This is a genomic window from Pseudomonas sp. OTU5201 (assembly GCF_038440135.1).
GTDB classification, from domain to species: Bacteria; Pseudomonadota; Gammaproteobacteria; order Pseudomonadales; family Pseudomonadaceae; genus Metapseudomonas; species Metapseudomonas resinovorans.
The window spans coordinates 111,902-127,398 of sequence record NZ_JASATC010000013.1 but is presented as its reverse complement, the minus strand read 5'-3'; the positions used below and the strand labels follow the sequence as shown (position 1 = coordinate 127,398).

Sequence of the window (15,497 nt, the reverse complement as noted above, 5' to 3'; positions counted from 1 at the left end):
ACGTTAGCCAAGAAAATCGTATCCAAGACACATTCCAACCCGTCGCCGGTGCTGGTACCGGCGGCAGTGAGTGCTACTCCTGCAGTAGAATGCATTCCCATTTATCGTGGATCGATTTGCGCAATAACCGGACCGGACGTAAGAGTGTAATGCACTGGTCTTTGGTGTCGGAGGTACAGCTTCAGCTTTCTATTTCTGACTGAGCCAACTTCCCTTTGCATCCGAGGTAGTTCTTTCTCAATGTAATCCTTAGGAAGGATCGCAGCATCCTGAGGTATCGCACGTAGAAGATCAATACCATATTCTACATATATCCGCTTACCTTTCTCTGAAAGCGCAAGATCCTTTATGCGGCGAATATAAGGTGCTGCAAACCTGAAACCTTCATAGACTAAAATTTCACGTATATAACACTCGGACGCTCTGATAGCTATCTTAACTCGAACACTTTCACGTTCCTTGTATCTCTGCCAGCCAGCAAAAAGATTGTGCAGCCTAGACTTCACACAGGTAACCGGATCTATAACTGCAACTGGAACACCATCTAGATCGATAACCGACAAATATTTGGATATCTCCTGCGCAGAAACACCTCCAACACTATCCATTTTAAGGATATCGACATAAATACTGTCGTCCTTCCACGAAAGGTTGGCTATCGCTAACTCAGGAGTACATTCGTCAATACTTGCAGTTCTGAACTTAACCCCCAACTGCTCTTCGCAATATTTCACAGATGAAGTGTTGCCTGTGAAGTCGAGATCATCGCTAGTCAGAAAACCGATATCTTCGCCCGTCATTTCGTCAATGAGGTATTGCCTGGCCCACAGCGCTAGAGACTGGCCTCCAATCACGACCAAGTCGTGGTCCTTCACTGCCGCTTCAAGAGAGGGCTTAAAGACCTTCTGGATCTGCTCGCGCAGAAAGACGAAGAGGTCCGAGCGCTCTAAACGTTCGAACGGGATGTCGATGGTGTCGGGGGTATCTTCTAGCTGCACAGAGCAGCGAAGCGTTGTGGGCGGGCGATCAAAGCGGAATTGCCTCGCAGAGCAGCCTTGATGTGCTGACTAGCAAGCTCAAGACTATCCGCATCGGCAGCCAGGACGGCGCCAACCTGAGCGTCACGCGAACGGCTCTTGAAGCCCAGCATGGCCGACATGCTGTCATTCGAAGACCGGATTTGTACGCTGCCCATTTGACCTAAGCCTAGAAGTGAAACGATACGAGCATGAGCTTATCACGCAGGTGCCATTGGTCCATAGCGCAAAGGCAAAATGAGCGATAAAAGGCGTAAATTTTCGCAGAGCTGTATGCTACCCAGGAAGGACTGCTTGTCAAGCTCAATTTTTACATGAATGTACACCACGAACTGCTCTATCTCGATGCTTTGCAGGCTGCCGAGGTGTGGCGAGTATAGCCCGAACTGTAGGTGGCCCCATGACTGAAACGAGGTTTACGTCTGCTTCCGGCCGAATGCCCCATCCGACAAGTGTTGAAAATGTGTCGAAATTAATGGCACGGAAAGGTACGGAATGAGGCGCCGAAGCCGCGGAGACAGTAGCATCAGCACACATAGCGACGCATCAAAGCATCGTACTCAAGGGTTCGATTCCCTATGCCTGGAAGCTCCACTTCAACACCAGAGTAGACGGCATCAGGCAGCAAGCATCCAACCCGTTGCTGCCGCTCGCGAAGAACGCTTACCGGTCAGTAGAAGACGTTCAAAGGTGTCTACGAAAACTGGGCCGATTCACCATGCTGGAAACCCGCACGGGGCTATTCCCAGCATGTGCTACCAATGTGCTCGCCGCATGAAGGGCCCATTTGTGGCCTGTCAAATAGTGTCTGGCCGCCTAGGCCAATTTCGAGGAATCAGAGCATCCTCAGACTGCTTGTTCCATCGCATACGAGTGGCCTTGACGTACCTGGGGTCGTCGCCGAAGAACGCGTGCTCGATCAGCAACACCTGTAGGCCCTTTTGAGCAGCCGTCTCTTCGAAAAGGAAGTCGAGGTGCCGACGCATGGCTGAGACCTCTTCGTTCTCCTCGATGGTCGACTCGTCTTCTCCACGTTGCGGGTAGTAGGGTCGACTGATCTGGTCAAACGCGAGAAAGCCAGGTACCGGGGCGTCGATCTCTCCCAGATACTTCTGTAGCGCGAAAGACAGGGCAACGTGAATAGCCAGATAGTTTTCGTCTGACCCGGCATCATGCAGCCGCAACACAGCCCTTGAGCCTTGCTCGATGATCGCGACATCTGGTGGTCTGGAGGAAAACTGAAGGTCTGCCCCGATACAGGGGGCAACCGTAGGCAACTGGCCGAACGCCTCCGACAGGTATTCGGACACTTTGCGCTCGGCAAACCGCAGCAGTTTTTCCTTGGCTTCGGTGTCGATTTGCCCTTCCAAACTCTGGATTTGGTCTCGCAGGACACCTAGGTCTGACCCAGGCTGCGGCGTGGTCGGATTCATCTCCAGAAATTGTGAAACCTTTCCCTGCAGGTTCGCATGGTACTGGGCCAAGGTATTCAACTGCTTGGCCTCCTCACTCTGCCGAATCCAGGTCTTGATGCGCTCATCAACCTCACTCAGTTGGCGGTTCAGGCGATCAACTTCCATGTCCAACGAGTCTTGGTGCTCGATCAGTCGAGGCCTCACGTTCTCAACCGCGACACTCTCTGACCGAATGATGTCCATGGAGTGGCGGATAGCCTCGGAAATTGCGGCGCCACGCTCAGTCGGACTGTCACACAACGGGCATGTGTCTGCTGCCGGCTTGAGATGCTCTGCAATTTTCAGCTTTTCATATTGGCGTCGTACCGTCCCCTCGAACCCCACCATGTCCTGAAGGGCTGAACTAGTCGCACGTGATTGTCTTTTCGTTTTTTCAAGGGTGCTCAGCAGACTACGACGAGTGTCATACAACTTGCCGAGTTCACTCTCATTCGGGTTCGAACCGGTTCTGCTGGCGTAGCGCTGAACGCGCTTGAGGACGCCCTCCAGTTCTTTCTCGGAGGACTCCTGGGAAGGGGTGTCGCACAGGCCACTTCGGCTTGCATCATGCAGCAAACGCAGGGCGTGTTTTTTGTAGTCGCTGCCGGCTGCCTGGCGAACCCGTTGCTGTCGCTCCTCTCGCTCAAGCTGCTTGCGAAGGTCACGCAGGCGCCGCTCCTGGAGCACCGAGTCTTCGCTCACAATACGAAGGAAGTAGGGCATCGTTTCGATAATGGCCGGGGCCTCATCAGCCTGATCCAGCCCATGCAGCAGAGCATTTTCGTTATAGATGACGTCCTTGGGGACGAACATGTAAGCCGTCGCGTGACGAACCGTTGGACGCCATTTACGGGCAGTCTTGTCATCGGAGGCATCGGGCACACCAGCAATTCCAAAGGCGCGCTCGATGAAGCCTTTTGCTGCCTCAAGTGTCGTTAAACCTTGAAGCTGCTCGACATGGCTTGGGATTGGCAGATTCCTTCCGTTGCTAACGTACATTTTGGTGCTGGTGCCCTGCCCCACAGGCGGGACTAGTCGCGCGGTGATCATCTGCGCATCCCCAAGCACCCATTTCACACCCACCGCGAGACTATGTCGTTTCACGTGCGCTGCCAGCTCGCATTTGCTGGAGCCAAGGCAGTAATCGATAGCCTTGATCAGTGTGGATTTACCCGTACCGGATGCACCGGTGAAGATATTCACTTCTCCCAATTTCAGCGGGAGGTCGCGTACTCGACCTCCCTCGCCGATGAAAAAAATGTTTGAAATATTCCAGCGGCTCATAGCTCCAACCCCATCATGTCGAATACTGTCCGTGTAGTACCCGCTGAGGCAAACCAGTAACCCAAGCGGTGAATTTTCTTGAAGATTTGCTGAGTGTCCTCACTCAATTGCGCGGTGAGTTGCTTAGGCATCGAGGATGTCCCCCGGACTACACGGCCTTCTGGATTGAGCGCTAACAACTGGCTGAAGCAGGCGAATTGGATTGCTTCGGTCACAATCTCCAGTGAGCCGTTAATTCTGTCCGCGAGCCGGATCTGAATGACTGGGCTCCGATGCAGCCACTCCAACAGGCCTGTGCTTCGGTTGGTACTATCAAAGGTCGAAGCCAGGTCACCCGAGAGTGCTATCGGCAGAGCCGCGTAGCACAACGTGATGTCAGGAGCGCTGGTTCCAAACGACAAGTACCCTGTAACGAAATGGGTCAGTAATGCGGCGCAATATGCCGGGTTGGTTTCGGCATAAATATCGTGTGTGATGGCCATTCCCTATTCCTTGAGAAGCTTCAGGTACTGGGCGTGCCACCCCACCTTCAGATCGATGGCCAATAGCTGATAGGTGCCTCGTACATAGTAGTGACCGCTCCAGCTTGATGAGATCGGCTCGACTTCTTTCGGCGCCAAATCGTGAGTCCACCGCAAAACATTCAGCCCCATGGATGCGACCTCTTCGGGGCTCAGCGCTTCGCAATCTTCGACCATCCGGGTGTGAATATCCAACCAGGACTCCTGGAGCTTGGCGTCGTACGAGGCGATCTTCGAGCGTAGTTGAGGCTTTTCGAGGATCCATTTTGCTCGCTGGTTTACCGCCCTCCATTGCTCGCGAACGGCTTTGCTGATGTCCGAGGGCTTGCCGCCGACCAAAGCGATCTGACGGTACAGCATGCTGTCAGCCTCATAGTCGTCCGGATGGTTCACCATATCGAAGTCAGCGGTCAGCTTATCCTCGTCCAACTGGGAGATGATCGACGAGAGGGTGTGCTCCACTTCACTGCGGTAAATGACCCGTTCGCGTTTACCACACAGCGTGTAGACCACTTGCAGATCCCACCATGCGAGCAGGCTCTCAGCGGCACGTAGACGGTGCTCTTTGGGCAGTAAATGCAGGTGGCGGGATAAGGCAGCAGGAATCTCACTGACGGTGATTTCATCAGGCTTTATGAAGATTCGTTTGAGCAGACTGGATCTGATGGCAGGGTCAAGCGCGAGGAAGGCCTCACAGCCTTTGGCACGAGCAGCATGGCGAAGACTGACTTTGTTTGCTCGGTCGTCCGCGCGCTCTGCGACAACCCTCTGCGCCTCCTCAAGCATTGCCTTGAGTAAGGGCTCTCGATCAGTTTCTTCGGCGCACAGTGCCATCAACGGAGAGCCGTCGGGTACTGGGCCCACTGCGACGAGGTGGAACCTCGTATCAGCGAGCGATACTAGCGGGATGGCGTCGATCCATACCTTGATGGTTTTCCATAGCGCCACACATGTGAGGGTGACTGGAGGCGGATTTTCCTGGATGGAGTGCTTGAGCTGGTACAGTAGGGACTGTCCATTGGCCTTGATTTCAACGTCATCAAGCCGCTCAATGGCCACTGCAGCATCATCTGCTCTCAGCTGTACCAAGGTCAGTAGCGCATACTGGCTCTGATAGTAAAACCCTAGCGCAGCCGCCGATGCGTCATGAACAATGTTCGAATCTGTCCCATCCATTCTCGACCACTAGACTCCCCAGTACTGTATGCGATCCAAAAAAATCGCTGAATGATACCAGAGTGCCATCCATCAAGCCTGTTTCAGGTGGCTAAGAACTGCCTCAAAATATGCTAAAGCCCAAATCAGCAACCAGTGAACTGCCCCCCGGCTTTGTGGGCGCCACCAAATCTCAAAATAGAACCTTGGTGAATGTCCGCTTCTGGCCGGTTGCTGCCCCATGCAGTCCTCGGAAGTAATTCTTCTGCCAAATTCGGAAGTAATGAGCTGACAAGCAGGAAACTCTCCTTGTCACTTATTTGGTTCCGAGGCAGCGACTTCATACGCGTGATCCCAATACCCGGTTCCAGTCACGCCCCAGCAAGTCTTGGCAGGCTTGCAGCGCACCACCGAAGCCTCGATGGGACACGACGGCCATTTCGCGCTCGGTCCGGTAGCTAATTGGCTGGCCATCCTGGTCAAGCAAGACTCCGCCACTGGCTCGCAGCAAAGCGTGCCCGGCCACCACGTCATGGGCGGACACCGGATACAGCGAGACTGCACAAGCCGCGTCACCGGCCGCAACACGCGCCAGGCGGTAGGCAATGCTTGGCATCGCATGAAACTGAGCTGGCGCACAGAGCTCAGCGTTTACTTGAGGTTTAGCCTCGGCAGCCGCACTCACCATGACCATGGCCAGGTCACCTAGTCGCTGCTGACTAAGGTCATTTACGACTGGTTGGCCATTGCGCAGCAGGTGCGGTAATCCCTCGGCCCACGCGATGCAGTCAGCGCCACGATCTGGCGTGACCGGCGCGTGTACGACACCCAGTACCGGCAGCGCGTTTCTTAAGAGCCCGACCGAGATGGCCGAGCCTTTTCGGCCCTTCAGGAAGTCGCTGGTGCCGTCGTTGGGATCGATCACCCAGCACCTTGAGTGTCCGGTCAGGACATGCCCGGTTTCCTCGCCCCAGAAGTCGCAAGGCAACAACTGTAATAACGCTTCGCGCAGCTGTTGCTCGATCTCCACGTCCACGGGTGCCTTGTCGCCGCAACCGCGCGGCCCCTCAGCTCGACCCCATTCGGCGGTCAACCGCGTCCCGGCCAGGAATACTTGAGCTACTACTTGGTCGAGTAAGGATTTGAGGTCGAGCTGGAGCATATACAGAGCCTGTGTAGAGGTAATGGAAGTAGATCCCAGTGCCGGGGGCGACAGGGCAGGAACTATCCTCTACGTCCAGACGTGCCGCCTCCTAAGATTGCCTCCCCTCCCCTCCCCTCGCTCTCCGTTCGCTGCGCTTAAGTTCCAAGTGCCGAGCCGGAGATTCAACCGCCACCTGCGTTGGTTACCGCGCGCTGACGCTACTAACGTGCAAGGCGAGCCTGTCCCTTACTGGTATACACCGTACTCGAGTCGAGTCAGAAAGTCGGCCAGTTGCTCGTAGTCAGCGGGCTCTTTGATCAGGTCCAGCGGTACCTGTCGGTTTAGCCCCATAGCCGGAACGGTGAACCAGCGTTCTGCTGCGACGCCGGAACCAAACACAACTTCCGCGTGGGCGGTTATGGCAATCAATCTGAGAAACCGCTCCCCATGGGCAAGTCTGAGGTGTGCCGAAGGCTCGTGCAGCCAGCGCCGCAAAGTTCGCTCAGAGATGCCCAGCGCACGGCACACCAGCGGACGCTTCCGAAGAAGCGGTACTCGCCGGGCGGCGTGAAGCAGCTCGTTGAGCGTCATACTGGTGCCGGGCACTGGGCATGCTTCTGCTGAAACCCCAGCCTGGGCTGCTTGTTCAGCCGCTCGCTGCGCCAAGGCTTCCAGTGCGGCGGCGGATGACTCGCGAGCTACATTCATCTTATTAGTCCTCGGGGTGCTGCCGGTACCTGGCCTCACCCCATGAGGCCCACAGGAGGCGCCGCCGGTCTCTTGAAGGCGAGGCAGCGGTAAAACCAGCCGCCCAACGGAGGCTGGCACAGACCTAGGTTCGTCACCAGTATGGGCTCTGGGAGAGGCTTCACTAGGGCGGCTTGGGGATAATACGCCGACCCGCACTGGTGAGGCACCTGGCAGCGATAAAACGTGGTCTCCGCCGATTGCGCTTCGTCCGTTAGGCGTGAGTACCGACAGCCAACCTGATCCCTCGGAGGCATGGCCAATGAGTTGGAAATTGATTTGCCGCGACGCCGCTGACGGCAGCGGTGACCTGATCCTTGAGCTGCCAGACGATCTACTCCAGGCTGCCGGATGGAAGGTGGGCGACGTCCTGGAATTGGAGGGCGAACTGGCCAATGGCGGCGCGATTCAGCTAAAGAAGACGGTACTGTGCGATGTGTGTGGTGCTGTCACGGCCGAAACAGGGCATGGTGTGCTTCAGGCGCGGTGGCGAGATGGCGAGTGCGAAGGTCTGTGCCTGTGCAAGGCCTGTTTCGGTTACGCAAAGGCCACACTCCGCCGAGAGCATGAGGTGCGCCACCTGTTTGATGAGGGGGAACCGTGAGCTAGGACTGCGACTAAAGCGGGGCACGAGCTTTTGCCCTTGAGCCCGACTCATGGGCGGATAATCCTTTGCGCTGGCCCCAGACGCCTGAGCTTATCCGGGGCGACGGGGCGCATCTGAAGAAAGCCAGCCATCATCTTCCAAGCCGGCATTTACATGCCTCTCCCCTGCCCTCTGCTAGCCAAAGACATCTTTCAATTACCACGCGGTGCCAGAAAACCTGAAGCGTCTCAGTGGCTTCAGGAAAGCTATCTATAGGTACTGGCGCCAGGCTCTCGGGCGACGCAGCCAGCGAAATCGACTGCAATGGTCTCGTTTCGGACTGCTCTCAGATCACTACATACCCAGCCCAAAGAATGCACACCCGTACCCTGAGGATCGCTTCGCGTCACATACCCGAGGCAGGAGCCGTATGCGGTAGTTCCGCACGTACGGATCTGTGCGGGGGGTGGCAGGTAACTGCCATCCCTACCGCGACCTTTGAGTGCTGAGGCCGAGCCTGCGGGCAGCTTCGGAACCGTGAATCTGGATCGTTTCCCCATTCGACTTTGTAATGACCTGCATCACGCTCGTCGGACTGGGGCGGAGATTTCTGCCAGCGTAGTGGTTGAACTTTGGGCGCATGTAGACGCCGGCCCCCGCGTCTGCCAGGAGTTTTCCCAAAGAAGCTGGGACAAGCTGTTCGTCGGGTGAAAGCTGCTAGACGGCCTTACGAGCCTCTTATGGCCAGTTGTCACTCCATCAGCAACCGCCACCTATTCGAGTTGGCGAAGCTCTACCTTCCGAAGGAGCTATGCTTACGCGAGAGGGCGAGGCACATTCCAACTCAATGAGCGGCCCGCAGTGCCAAGCATGCTGAATTCCCCCAGATATCTTCTCGCCTGCGTAATCGCCTTAAGCCTTCCATTTGCCCAGGCCGAGGACATGACATGGTTGGTCATGACCTTGCCGGGGGCCGGAACGCAACAAAGGGCGGGCTTCATCTACGAAGCGCAGAGGCTGCTCGAAGAGAATCTGCCTGAGTTCAATCACGTGCATGAGCAGAGCACGCATAAGCGCTTGGAGCGTGACCTTGAAGCGGGTCGCCAGGTTTGCTCCACACTCACTCTGGAACATCCAGGTCGCAGCAAATTTGGATTCTTCGCGGCTTATGTACCGGCCCCGCCAATGGAACTGGTAAGTCGTGCTGGCCTGCTGCCCCCCCAGACTCTGAATGATGGGAAGGTCAGTCTGGCCAAGCTAATCAGTACCCCGCTCAAGGGAGGTATCGCCTCCACTCGTGGCTATCCGTCGGAGCTGGCTGATCTGATCCAAGCAGGTATCCGGGAAGCCAGAATAAAAGTCATCAACACATCTTCACCCGGCGTGAATCTGATCGCGATGATTGCTCATGAACGCCTGGATTACACCATCGAGTTCCCAGCCGTGGCATCAGAGCTAACCAAGGGAATTGCTCCAGCGCGTGCGCTGGTCAGTTTGCCAATAGTGGAAAACCCGCACCTCGTTCCAGCCGGTATTTATTGTCCGCGAAATGAATGGGGCAGACGGATGATCGTAGGAATCAGTGCTGCCATCCAACGCTTGGCGCGGTCGCCAGAGTCGCTGCTGCAACTCTACAGTGAGAGTCAGCGTGGAGCTTACGAGCACAGCATTCGCGCCTTTTTTCGTAGCCGCTCCCTGGCGTCTCCTGACCTATAAAGTCACCGCCCTGCCCTCGCAGTGCTCCTCCCATGATCACCAGTAGCCAGAATGTCCCAGAACACCAATCCATTGCACTCGACGAAATGCGCATGCTGCAGTGTGAATCGAAATGTTCGCCCGGCTTTCACCTACTCAGCTAAGGTCAAAGCCGAGATAGAGCGGCAAATCCCTTGCCCTCGCCGCAGACTGGTTTTTGTGGGGCTGGGTAGCGGGCAGATCTTGATACGCTCTCGTAGTATGCTCGGTAGCCGCGCAAAGCAGTGCCACCGAGCGCAAACGGAACTTGAGAGACTACCGCCTCAGCGAGGCATCACCTGATCACTCGCATCGGCACCTTCCGTAGGGCATTGATGAAGACCCCAACGGAACGCTCTGGCTCGCCATCCAGCTCCAAGCGAAGATTCCGTTTGTTCATCTCCTCCAGAAGAATCTGACCTTCCAAGCGTGCCAGGTGAGCACCCATGCACAGGTGTGGACCGCCGCCGCCAAAGCTGGCATTACCGACTCTCAGCCGGGCAGCATTAAACAGGTGCGGGTTCTCGTAGACTGCCGGGTCCCGGTTCGCAGCGGTAAACCACATGAGCACAAAATCCCCTTTCGAGATTTGCTTGCCATGCAGTTCGAGGTCAACTTTTGCTGTTCGCCCCATGTGCATGACCGGGCAGGTGTAGCGGAGCAACTCCTCGACTACGGGCCCCATTTGGCCGGGCAGCGTCGCTTCTACCTGCCTTCGAACTTCGGGATCGCGAGCCATCAGCACCAGGGACTGTGCAATCAATGTGTGCGTTGTCTCGTAGCCAGCGATGATCAATGAACTGACCATTTCCTTGTACTCGCCATCGGTTATGCCCATTCCTCCACGGGAAGCATGGGCAAGTTCCGTCGCCATGTCCGTTCCGGGTTCCTTCAGCTTTCGTTCACGCAATTCGAATGCGTACGCCTCACACTCCTTAACCGCGGCAATCGAACGCTCCATGCCAATCGAGGGGTCCAGGCGGCCGAAGATGTCATTCGCCCACTTGATGATCAGCGGCCGTTCATGGTCGGGCACTCCCATGACCTTGGCGATGACCTGGCCGGGCAGCTCCGAGGCAATGGCCGGAATGATGTCGACTCGGTCCTGCTGGAGCACGTCGTCCACGATCTGCACACACAGCTCACGGATCCAGCCTTCGAACTGGGCCACCACCGGGGCCGAAAACGCCTTGGCAGCAAAGGTGCGCAACCGTGTGTGGATGGGTGGGTCGTTGAACATGATGTTGTCGCGCTTGTGCTTCGCGTGATCACGAAGGTTTGGGTAGTGCATGCCTTCGGCGGACGTGAACCGCTCCGCATCCGTGCCAACTGCACGTATGTCGGCGTAGCGCGTCAGTGACCAGGCCGTCCCACCCATCGGACTGGGCTGGCCATAAACGGGAGCCTGATTTCTCAGTGCGTCGAAGATTGCGTGTGGCGGCCCCTCTGAAAAGGTCGCAGAGCTGAGCAGATCCACATCGTGGTGCAGGCAGGGATTGATTGTCATGGTTGTTCTCGTCGGTTTCGGTCGTGTCAGCGGGCGAAGCCCTTAAAACATAATACTCTTCGAATTTAAATGTAATACCCTTCGAAAAAATGTGCTGACGACAGGGATCGACCGACTCGACCCGCCCCCTCATAATCCGCACCTCACTCCCACTCTCTTTGTAAGCGGCATCGAACGAGATCGCACATGGCGAGCAGCCCCCTTCTCAGCTACCTCGAACACACGGGTCGAACCCACGCCGAGCAATCGAGCAAGATGAAGCTGGCAGAGCGAATCGCCAGAATCATCGAGGACCGCATCGTTATCGAGGCCTGGCCTGTAGGTTTTGCCCTGGGAAGAGAGGCGGAGCTTGCGGCTGCGGCGGACGTTAGTCGCTGGAGCTTTCGCGAAGCGATCGTGCTGCTCGAGCAGATCGGAATGGTTGAGTCGCGGCGGGGCCGCAATGGTGGACTTTTCGTCGCCTCTACGCTGTTCGACGCGGTGCGCAACGGATTGAGCAACTATCTGGAGTTTCTCGGCCCCACCCCATCCGAGATTCGTGCGGCGCGCAAAGCACTCGAAAGCGTGATGATCAAGCAATCAGCAGAGCGCATGGACGATAGTACCCGCGCACGCCTGAAGACATTGGCTCGGGCCATTGGCGATGATTTCAGCCCGGAGATGATTTCCGCTACCGCTGAAATCCGCCGCTCGCTTCTCGACCTTGCCGGGAATGCTGCACTCAGTCTGTTCGTTCACTCCATCGGCCAGGCACTGATACACGCGTCGTGGTACTCGGCCCTGGATGATGAAACCTTCAAAGGGCTGATGGGGGCCATGGCGCGATCCACCAGGAAGACCGCTGAAGCGCTGATCGAAGGTGACTTGGAGCAGGCGCTGGTATGGGACGACCAGTTCCTCGAGCACTTCGAGGACGTGTTTTGTCACTCTGCCATGATGAGCGGCCTATCTAGCCGCGAAGGCGCATTGGAGCGGGCGGACCAGCTCTTTCCTGCCGGACGTCCACCCAAGAAAGCTGAGCAGATTGCGCGCAAATTGCGTCAGCAGATTCTCGAAGCCGGCTGGCCAATAGGTATGCATCTAGGTTCGGAAGCTGAACTCATGGAGCGCTTCGACGTAGGGCGCGCCGTGATTCGTGAGGCCATCCGCTCACTCGAACGCCTCGGCGTGGTGGAGATGGGCCGAGGTGGTGCCAGCGGGCTGCGAGTCGTTCGACCTGACCCCGTTCAGATGACTCTTGCGAGCACACGCTATCTGCGGCGCGCAGGACTCACAGCGGAAGAAGCGGCCTGTGTACGTAACGCTTTGGACGCCCTTCCCTCCGTCAGCGCCGGCGGTACGCACCAACACCTTGGAAGCAATCCGCTCGCCGGGACGTTCATAAAGATCCTGTCCGAACTGTAGCGTCGGGAGCAATCCCCCGCGCCCCTATTCACAATTCACCTCCTTGCGCGCGCAAAGCGTGCAAGGGGCATTCTCAGCCCCCCGAAATATTCGCTTACGCAGCACAGAGCCGCGCCAACCGTATCTATCTACCTGAACAGAAAGGCTTTTTCCACGGATCGCTTCGACCCTCCCACGGGTTGAGGGCGATGAAACGCAGCCAGCAGTCAACAATCGGGTTGTGAATCAACGAAAAGCATTAATATACTACTCTTCAAAAAGGAGGGTAGCGATGCTACGTCTGTTCGCATTCACCTGTGGTTGGTTCCAGGCACCGATGAGCTTCTTCCTCGACGGAGGAGAGAAGGAGGTCGTGAAATCGCCTGTGCCGGCCTATCTCATCGACCACCCCAAAGGCTTGGCCCTGTTCGATACAGGGCTGGGCAGGCGCTTCCTGCGTGAAAAGGGGTTCAAGTTGGAGCCAGCCCAGACGGGGTATGAATTCGACGAAAGTGCGGACATTGCCGCGCGGCTTCGCGCGATGGAGATTGATCCGGCCAGCGTGAACTGGATCATCAATTCGCACTTTCATGCCGATCATTGTGGTGGCAACGCCTCCATTCCCAATGCAACGATCATTGTCCAGCGCCTCGAAATGTCCGCAGCCCGGAATGCCGAGGACAGTAACCTTTACAACCGGAAAGACTACGACACTGGCCATCCTGTACTTCAGATAAATGGTGAGTACGACCTCTTCGATGATGGATCTGTAATCATCTTCCCAAGTTATGGGCACACACCCGGCCACCAGTGTGCTCGCATCAAGTTGCCAAAAGGCGACGTCGTTCTGACTGCAGACTGCTGCTATCTAAAACTCTCCCTGGATGAGATGCGACTTCCCGGCCACGTCTATGACAAGCAACAAAGCCTGGACACTTTAAAAAGGCTGCAGTCAATGCGCGAGGAAGGTGCGCGCATTTTCTATGGCCATGACGGCGAATTCTGGATTTCCGTTCCCCAAGGAATTCCAATTCTTTAACCCTGACGGCGTTTCACCCATATAAATAAGAACGGGAGTCGATAAAAATGAGCAACCTCAACAACACCGTCGCCGTTATAACTGGCGGGGCAAGTGGCATAGGAAAGTCTCTTTCTATTGCGCTCGCGGAAGCGGGCGCGTCGGTAGCAATTGCCGACGTGAACCTATCCGAGGCCAGCCAATTGGCCACCAGCCTAGGGCACAGAGCACGTGCATATCAGTGTGATGTCACCGAACGCACCCAAGTCGAAAACCTCGCGCAAAAAGTCATCAGAGACTTCGGAAAAATAAACCATGTATACGCAAATGCTGGAGTCGCCATCGCCGGGTCGATCCTGAGCACTGCTCCTGCTGAATTCGATTGGTTGCTGGACGTAAATGTCCGCGGTGTCTTTTCCACTATCCAGGTTTTCGTCCCCCTATTAATCAAAGCAGCTGAAGAAAACGAAACTGCACACTTCGTTATCACGGGTTCCGAGAACTCACTGGGCGTGCCGAAGACGGGCCCGTGCAGCGCTTACACCATGACCAAGCATGCCAGTCTGGCCCTGGCCGACACATTGCGCCGAGACCTCGCTGATACAGGCGTGAAAGTATCTATTTTTTGCCCCGGCGTGGTTGATACCAAACTTTATGACGCCCGACGCACCCGCCAAGAAAGATACGGTGGTGAGTCCGCTATGCCTCAGGAATACGCCGAGCGGGCCAGTGCCGCAACGGCGCAAGGCCAGAACCCCAGCATTACAGCGGCCCTCTGCCTGACTGGAGTCCTTAACGGTGAGTTCCTAATTATCACCGATCCAAAGATTCGTGATTTCTCGAATAAAAGAAGCGCCGAAGTTATTAACGCCTTGAATTCCGTGGACACCAGACTTGCTAATTGGGTGAACAAATAATGAAATACGTTCGACTTGGAAAAACTGGGCTCAAGGTTTCTAAACTCTGCTTGGGTTGCATGAGCTACGGAAAGGGAAAAACTCACTCGGAATGGACACTGGATGATGAGCAAAGCCTGCCCTTCTTCAAAAGAGCCATCGAGCACGGGATTAACTTTTTCGATACCGCGAACGCATACTCCGAAGGTGCCAGCGAACGAGTACTCGGCAAGGCGATCAGGGAGTTCTCACGCCGTGAAGAGGTAGTCATCGCCACCAAGTTCTTTGGCACTACCGGTCCAGGCCAGAACGAACGCGGAGCTTCTCGCAAACACATCATGAACGCAGTTGATGCCAGCCTTAAAAGGCTGGGCACTGATTACATTGATTTGTATCAACTTCACCGCTGGGACTATGAGACGCCCTTCGAGGAAACGGCTGAAGCCCTCAATGACCTGGTCAGAGCCGGCAAGGTTCTCTATCTTGGCGCCTCCTCGATGCACACTTGGCAATTCGCAAAAGCGCTGGGTATTCAGGAGCGCAATGGCTTTTCCAAGTTCGTTTCCATGCAACCTCAATACAACCTGGTGTACCGAGAAGAAGAGCGTGAAATGCTTCCGCTTTGCCTGGACCAAGGTATCGGCGTAATTCCATGGTCACCCCTGGCCCGAGGTTTCCTGGCGGGAAACCGTAACAAGGAAGGCAGTGGTAGTACCGCGCGTGCAAAGAGTGATGCCTTCGCTCGCTCTCTTTACTTCCGAGAAGACGATTTCGAAGTTCAGCAGCGACTTAGCGAAGTAGCAGCAGCGAAAGATCTTCCCCCAATGAAGGTGGCCCTGGCTTGGGTAGCGTCACGCCCCGCCATAACCGCTCCCATTATCGGTGCGACGAAGCTTGAACAATTGGATCAGGCGGTGGAATCCCTGGACGTAACTCTCAGTGATGAAGAAATCAGAAAACTGGAGGAGCCTTATAAGCCCCATCCTGTTCTTGGCCACAACTAGCTGCCGGACCACGACTAAAGCGCTGCC

14 protein-coding genes are annotated in these 15,497 nt (G+C 56.0%); 6 read left to right on the top strand and 8 right to left on the bottom strand.

Annotated elements, in window-relative coordinates; genetic code table 11:
• Positions 1-101: 101 nt before the first annotated feature.
• The 6 genes from AAHM40_RS10815 to AAHM40_RS10790 all read right to left on the bottom strand — a co-directional run bounded on the left by AAHM40_RS10815 (position 102) and on the right by AAHM40_RS10790 (position 7,303).
• Positions 102-998: a hypothetical protein gene (locus tag AAHM40_RS10815; protein ID WP_342244640.1), complete on the bottom strand. Its 897-nt coding sequence runs from the start codon at positions 996-998 to the stop codon at positions 102-104.
• An 836-nt stretch (positions 999-1,834) separates the two neighbouring features.
• Positions 1,835-3,775: a DUF3732 domain-containing protein gene (locus tag AAHM40_RS10810; RefSeq protein WP_342244639.1), complete on the bottom strand. Its 1,941-nt coding sequence runs from the start codon at positions 3,773-3,775 to the stop codon at positions 1,835-1,837.
• Entirely contained in the window at positions 3,772-4,257 is a 486-nt protein-coding gene (locus tag AAHM40_RS10805; RefSeq protein ID WP_342244638.1) for a three component ABC system middle component, read from the bottom strand. The genes AAHM40_RS10810 and AAHM40_RS10805 overlap by 4 nt, the downstream gene beginning before the upstream one ends.
• Before the next feature lie 3 nt (positions 4,258-4,260).
• Complete coding sequence (locus AAHM40_RS10800) at positions 4,261-5,472, bottom strand: ABC-three component system protein (protein ID WP_342244637.1); 1,212 nt, start codon at positions 5,470-5,472, stop codon at positions 4,261-4,263.
• A 319-nt stretch (positions 5,473-5,791) separates the two neighbouring features.
• Positions 5,792-6,613, bottom strand: a complete 822-nt coding sequence (locus tag AAHM40_RS10795) for an inositol monophosphatase family protein (RefSeq protein WP_342244636.1) — start codon at positions 6,611-6,613, stop codon at positions 5,792-5,794.
• A gap of 228 nt (positions 6,614-6,841) precedes the next feature.
• Complete coding sequence (locus AAHM40_RS10790; RefSeq protein WP_342244635.1) at positions 6,842-7,303, bottom strand: antitoxin Xre/MbcA/ParS toxin-binding domain-containing protein; 462 nt, start codon at positions 7,301-7,303, stop codon at positions 6,842-6,844.
• Positions 7,304-7,604: 301 nt separating this feature from the next.
• Between AAHM40_RS10790 and AAHM40_RS10785 the strand changes: the two genes are divergently transcribed.
• Positions 7,605-7,946, top strand: coding sequence for a hypothetical protein (locus AAHM40_RS10785; RefSeq protein ID WP_342244634.1), 342 nt, complete (start codon positions 7,605-7,607; stop codon positions 7,944-7,946).
• 468 nt (positions 7,947-8,414) lie between these two features.
• Here the strand turns inward: AAHM40_RS10785 and AAHM40_RS10780 are convergent, their stop codons facing one another.
• Positions 8,415-8,609 carry a DUF6088 family protein gene (locus tag AAHM40_RS10780; RefSeq protein WP_446731558.1) on the bottom strand — a complete coding sequence of 65 codons (195 nt, stop codon included), beginning with the start codon at positions 8,607-8,609 and terminating at the stop codon, positions 8,415-8,417.
• A 189-nt stretch (positions 8,610-8,798) separates the two neighbouring features.
• Between AAHM40_RS10780 and AAHM40_RS10775 the strand changes: the two genes are divergently transcribed.
• The gene (locus AAHM40_RS10775) at positions 8,799-9,644 is read left to right on the top strand and encodes a hypothetical protein (protein WP_342244633.1); all 846 of its coding nucleotides are present in this window, start codon (positions 8,799-8,801) and stop codon (positions 9,642-9,644) included.
• 313 nt (positions 9,645-9,957) lie between these two features.
• On the opposite strand, the gene AAHM40_RS10770 is transcribed toward AAHM40_RS10775, so the two are convergent.
• The gene (locus AAHM40_RS10770; RefSeq protein WP_342244632.1) at positions 9,958-11,169 is read right to left on the bottom strand and encodes a cytochrome P450; all 1,212 of its coding nucleotides are present in this window, start codon (positions 11,167-11,169) and stop codon (positions 9,958-9,960) included.
• Positions 11,170-11,355: 186 nt separating this feature from the next.
• Here AAHM40_RS10770 and AAHM40_RS10765 point away from each other — a divergent pair, with 186 nt between their 5' ends.
• The 4 genes from AAHM40_RS10765 to AAHM40_RS10750 all read left to right on the top strand — a co-directional run bounded on the left by AAHM40_RS10765 (position 11,356) and on the right by AAHM40_RS10750 (position 15,470).
• Positions 11,356-12,573, top strand: a complete 1,218-nt coding sequence (locus AAHM40_RS10765; protein WP_342244631.1) for a FadR/GntR family transcriptional regulator — start codon at positions 11,356-11,358, stop codon at positions 12,571-12,573.
• A 271-nt stretch (positions 12,574-12,844) separates the two neighbouring features.
• Entirely contained in the window at positions 12,845-13,591 is a 747-nt protein-coding gene (locus AAHM40_RS10760; protein WP_342244630.1) for an N-acyl homoserine lactonase family protein, read from the top strand.
• A gap of 47 nt (positions 13,592-13,638) precedes the next feature.
• On the top strand, positions 13,639-14,487 hold the full coding sequence (locus AAHM40_RS10755) for an SDR family oxidoreductase (protein WP_342244629.1): 849 nt from the start codon (positions 13,639-13,641) through the stop codon (positions 14,485-14,487).
• Positions 14,487-15,470, top strand: a complete 984-nt coding sequence (locus AAHM40_RS10750; protein WP_342244628.1) for an aldo/keto reductase — start codon at positions 14,487-14,489, stop codon at positions 15,468-15,470. The genes AAHM40_RS10755 and AAHM40_RS10750 overlap by 1 nt, the downstream gene beginning before the upstream one ends.
• Positions 15,471-15,497 lie beyond the last annotated feature (27 nt).

Excerpts from the sequence above, each read along its gene's own strand:
- AAHM40_RS10810 (WP_342244639.1), bottom strand. The coding sequence starts at position 3,775 with ATGAGCCGCTGGAATATTTCAAACATTTTTTTCATCGGCGAGGGAGGT.
- AAHM40_RS10805 (WP_342244638.1), bottom strand. The coding sequence starts at position 4,257 with ATGGCCATCACACACGATATTTATGCCGAAACCAACCCGGCATATTGC.
- AAHM40_RS10800 (WP_342244637.1), bottom strand. The coding sequence starts at position 5,472 with ATGGATGGGACAGATTCGAACATTGTTCATGACGCATCGGCGGCTGCG.
- AAHM40_RS10795 (WP_342244636.1), bottom strand. The coding sequence starts at position 6,613 with ATGCTCCAGCTCGACCTCAAATCCTTACTCGACCAAGTAGTAGCTCAA.
- AAHM40_RS10790 (WP_342244635.1), bottom strand. The coding sequence starts at position 7,303 with ATGAATGTAGCTCGCGAGTCATCCGCCGCCGCACTGGAAGCCTTGGCG.
- AAHM40_RS10785 (WP_342244634.1), top strand. The coding sequence starts at position 7,605 with ATGAGTTGGAAATTGATTTGCCGCGACGCCGCTGACGGCAGCGGTGAC.
- AAHM40_RS10775 (WP_342244633.1), top strand. The coding sequence starts at position 8,799 with ATGCTGAATTCCCCCAGATATCTTCTCGCCTGCGTAATCGCCTTAAGC.
- AAHM40_RS10770 (WP_342244632.1), bottom strand. The coding sequence starts at position 11,169 with ATGACAATCAATCCCTGCCTGCACCACGATGTGGATCTGCTCAGCTCT.
- AAHM40_RS10765 (WP_342244631.1), top strand. The coding sequence starts at position 11,356 with ATGGCGAGCAGCCCCCTTCTCAGCTACCTCGAACACACGGGTCGAACC.
- AAHM40_RS10760 (WP_342244630.1), top strand. The coding sequence starts at position 12,845 with ATGCTACGTCTGTTCGCATTCACCTGTGGTTGGTTCCAGGCACCGATG.
- AAHM40_RS10755 (WP_342244629.1), top strand. The coding sequence starts at position 13,639 with ATGAGCAACCTCAACAACACCGTCGCCGTTATAACTGGCGGGGCAAGT.
- AAHM40_RS10750 (WP_342244628.1), top strand. The coding sequence starts at position 14,487 with ATGAAATACGTTCGACTTGGAAAAACTGGGCTCAAGGTTTCTAAACTC.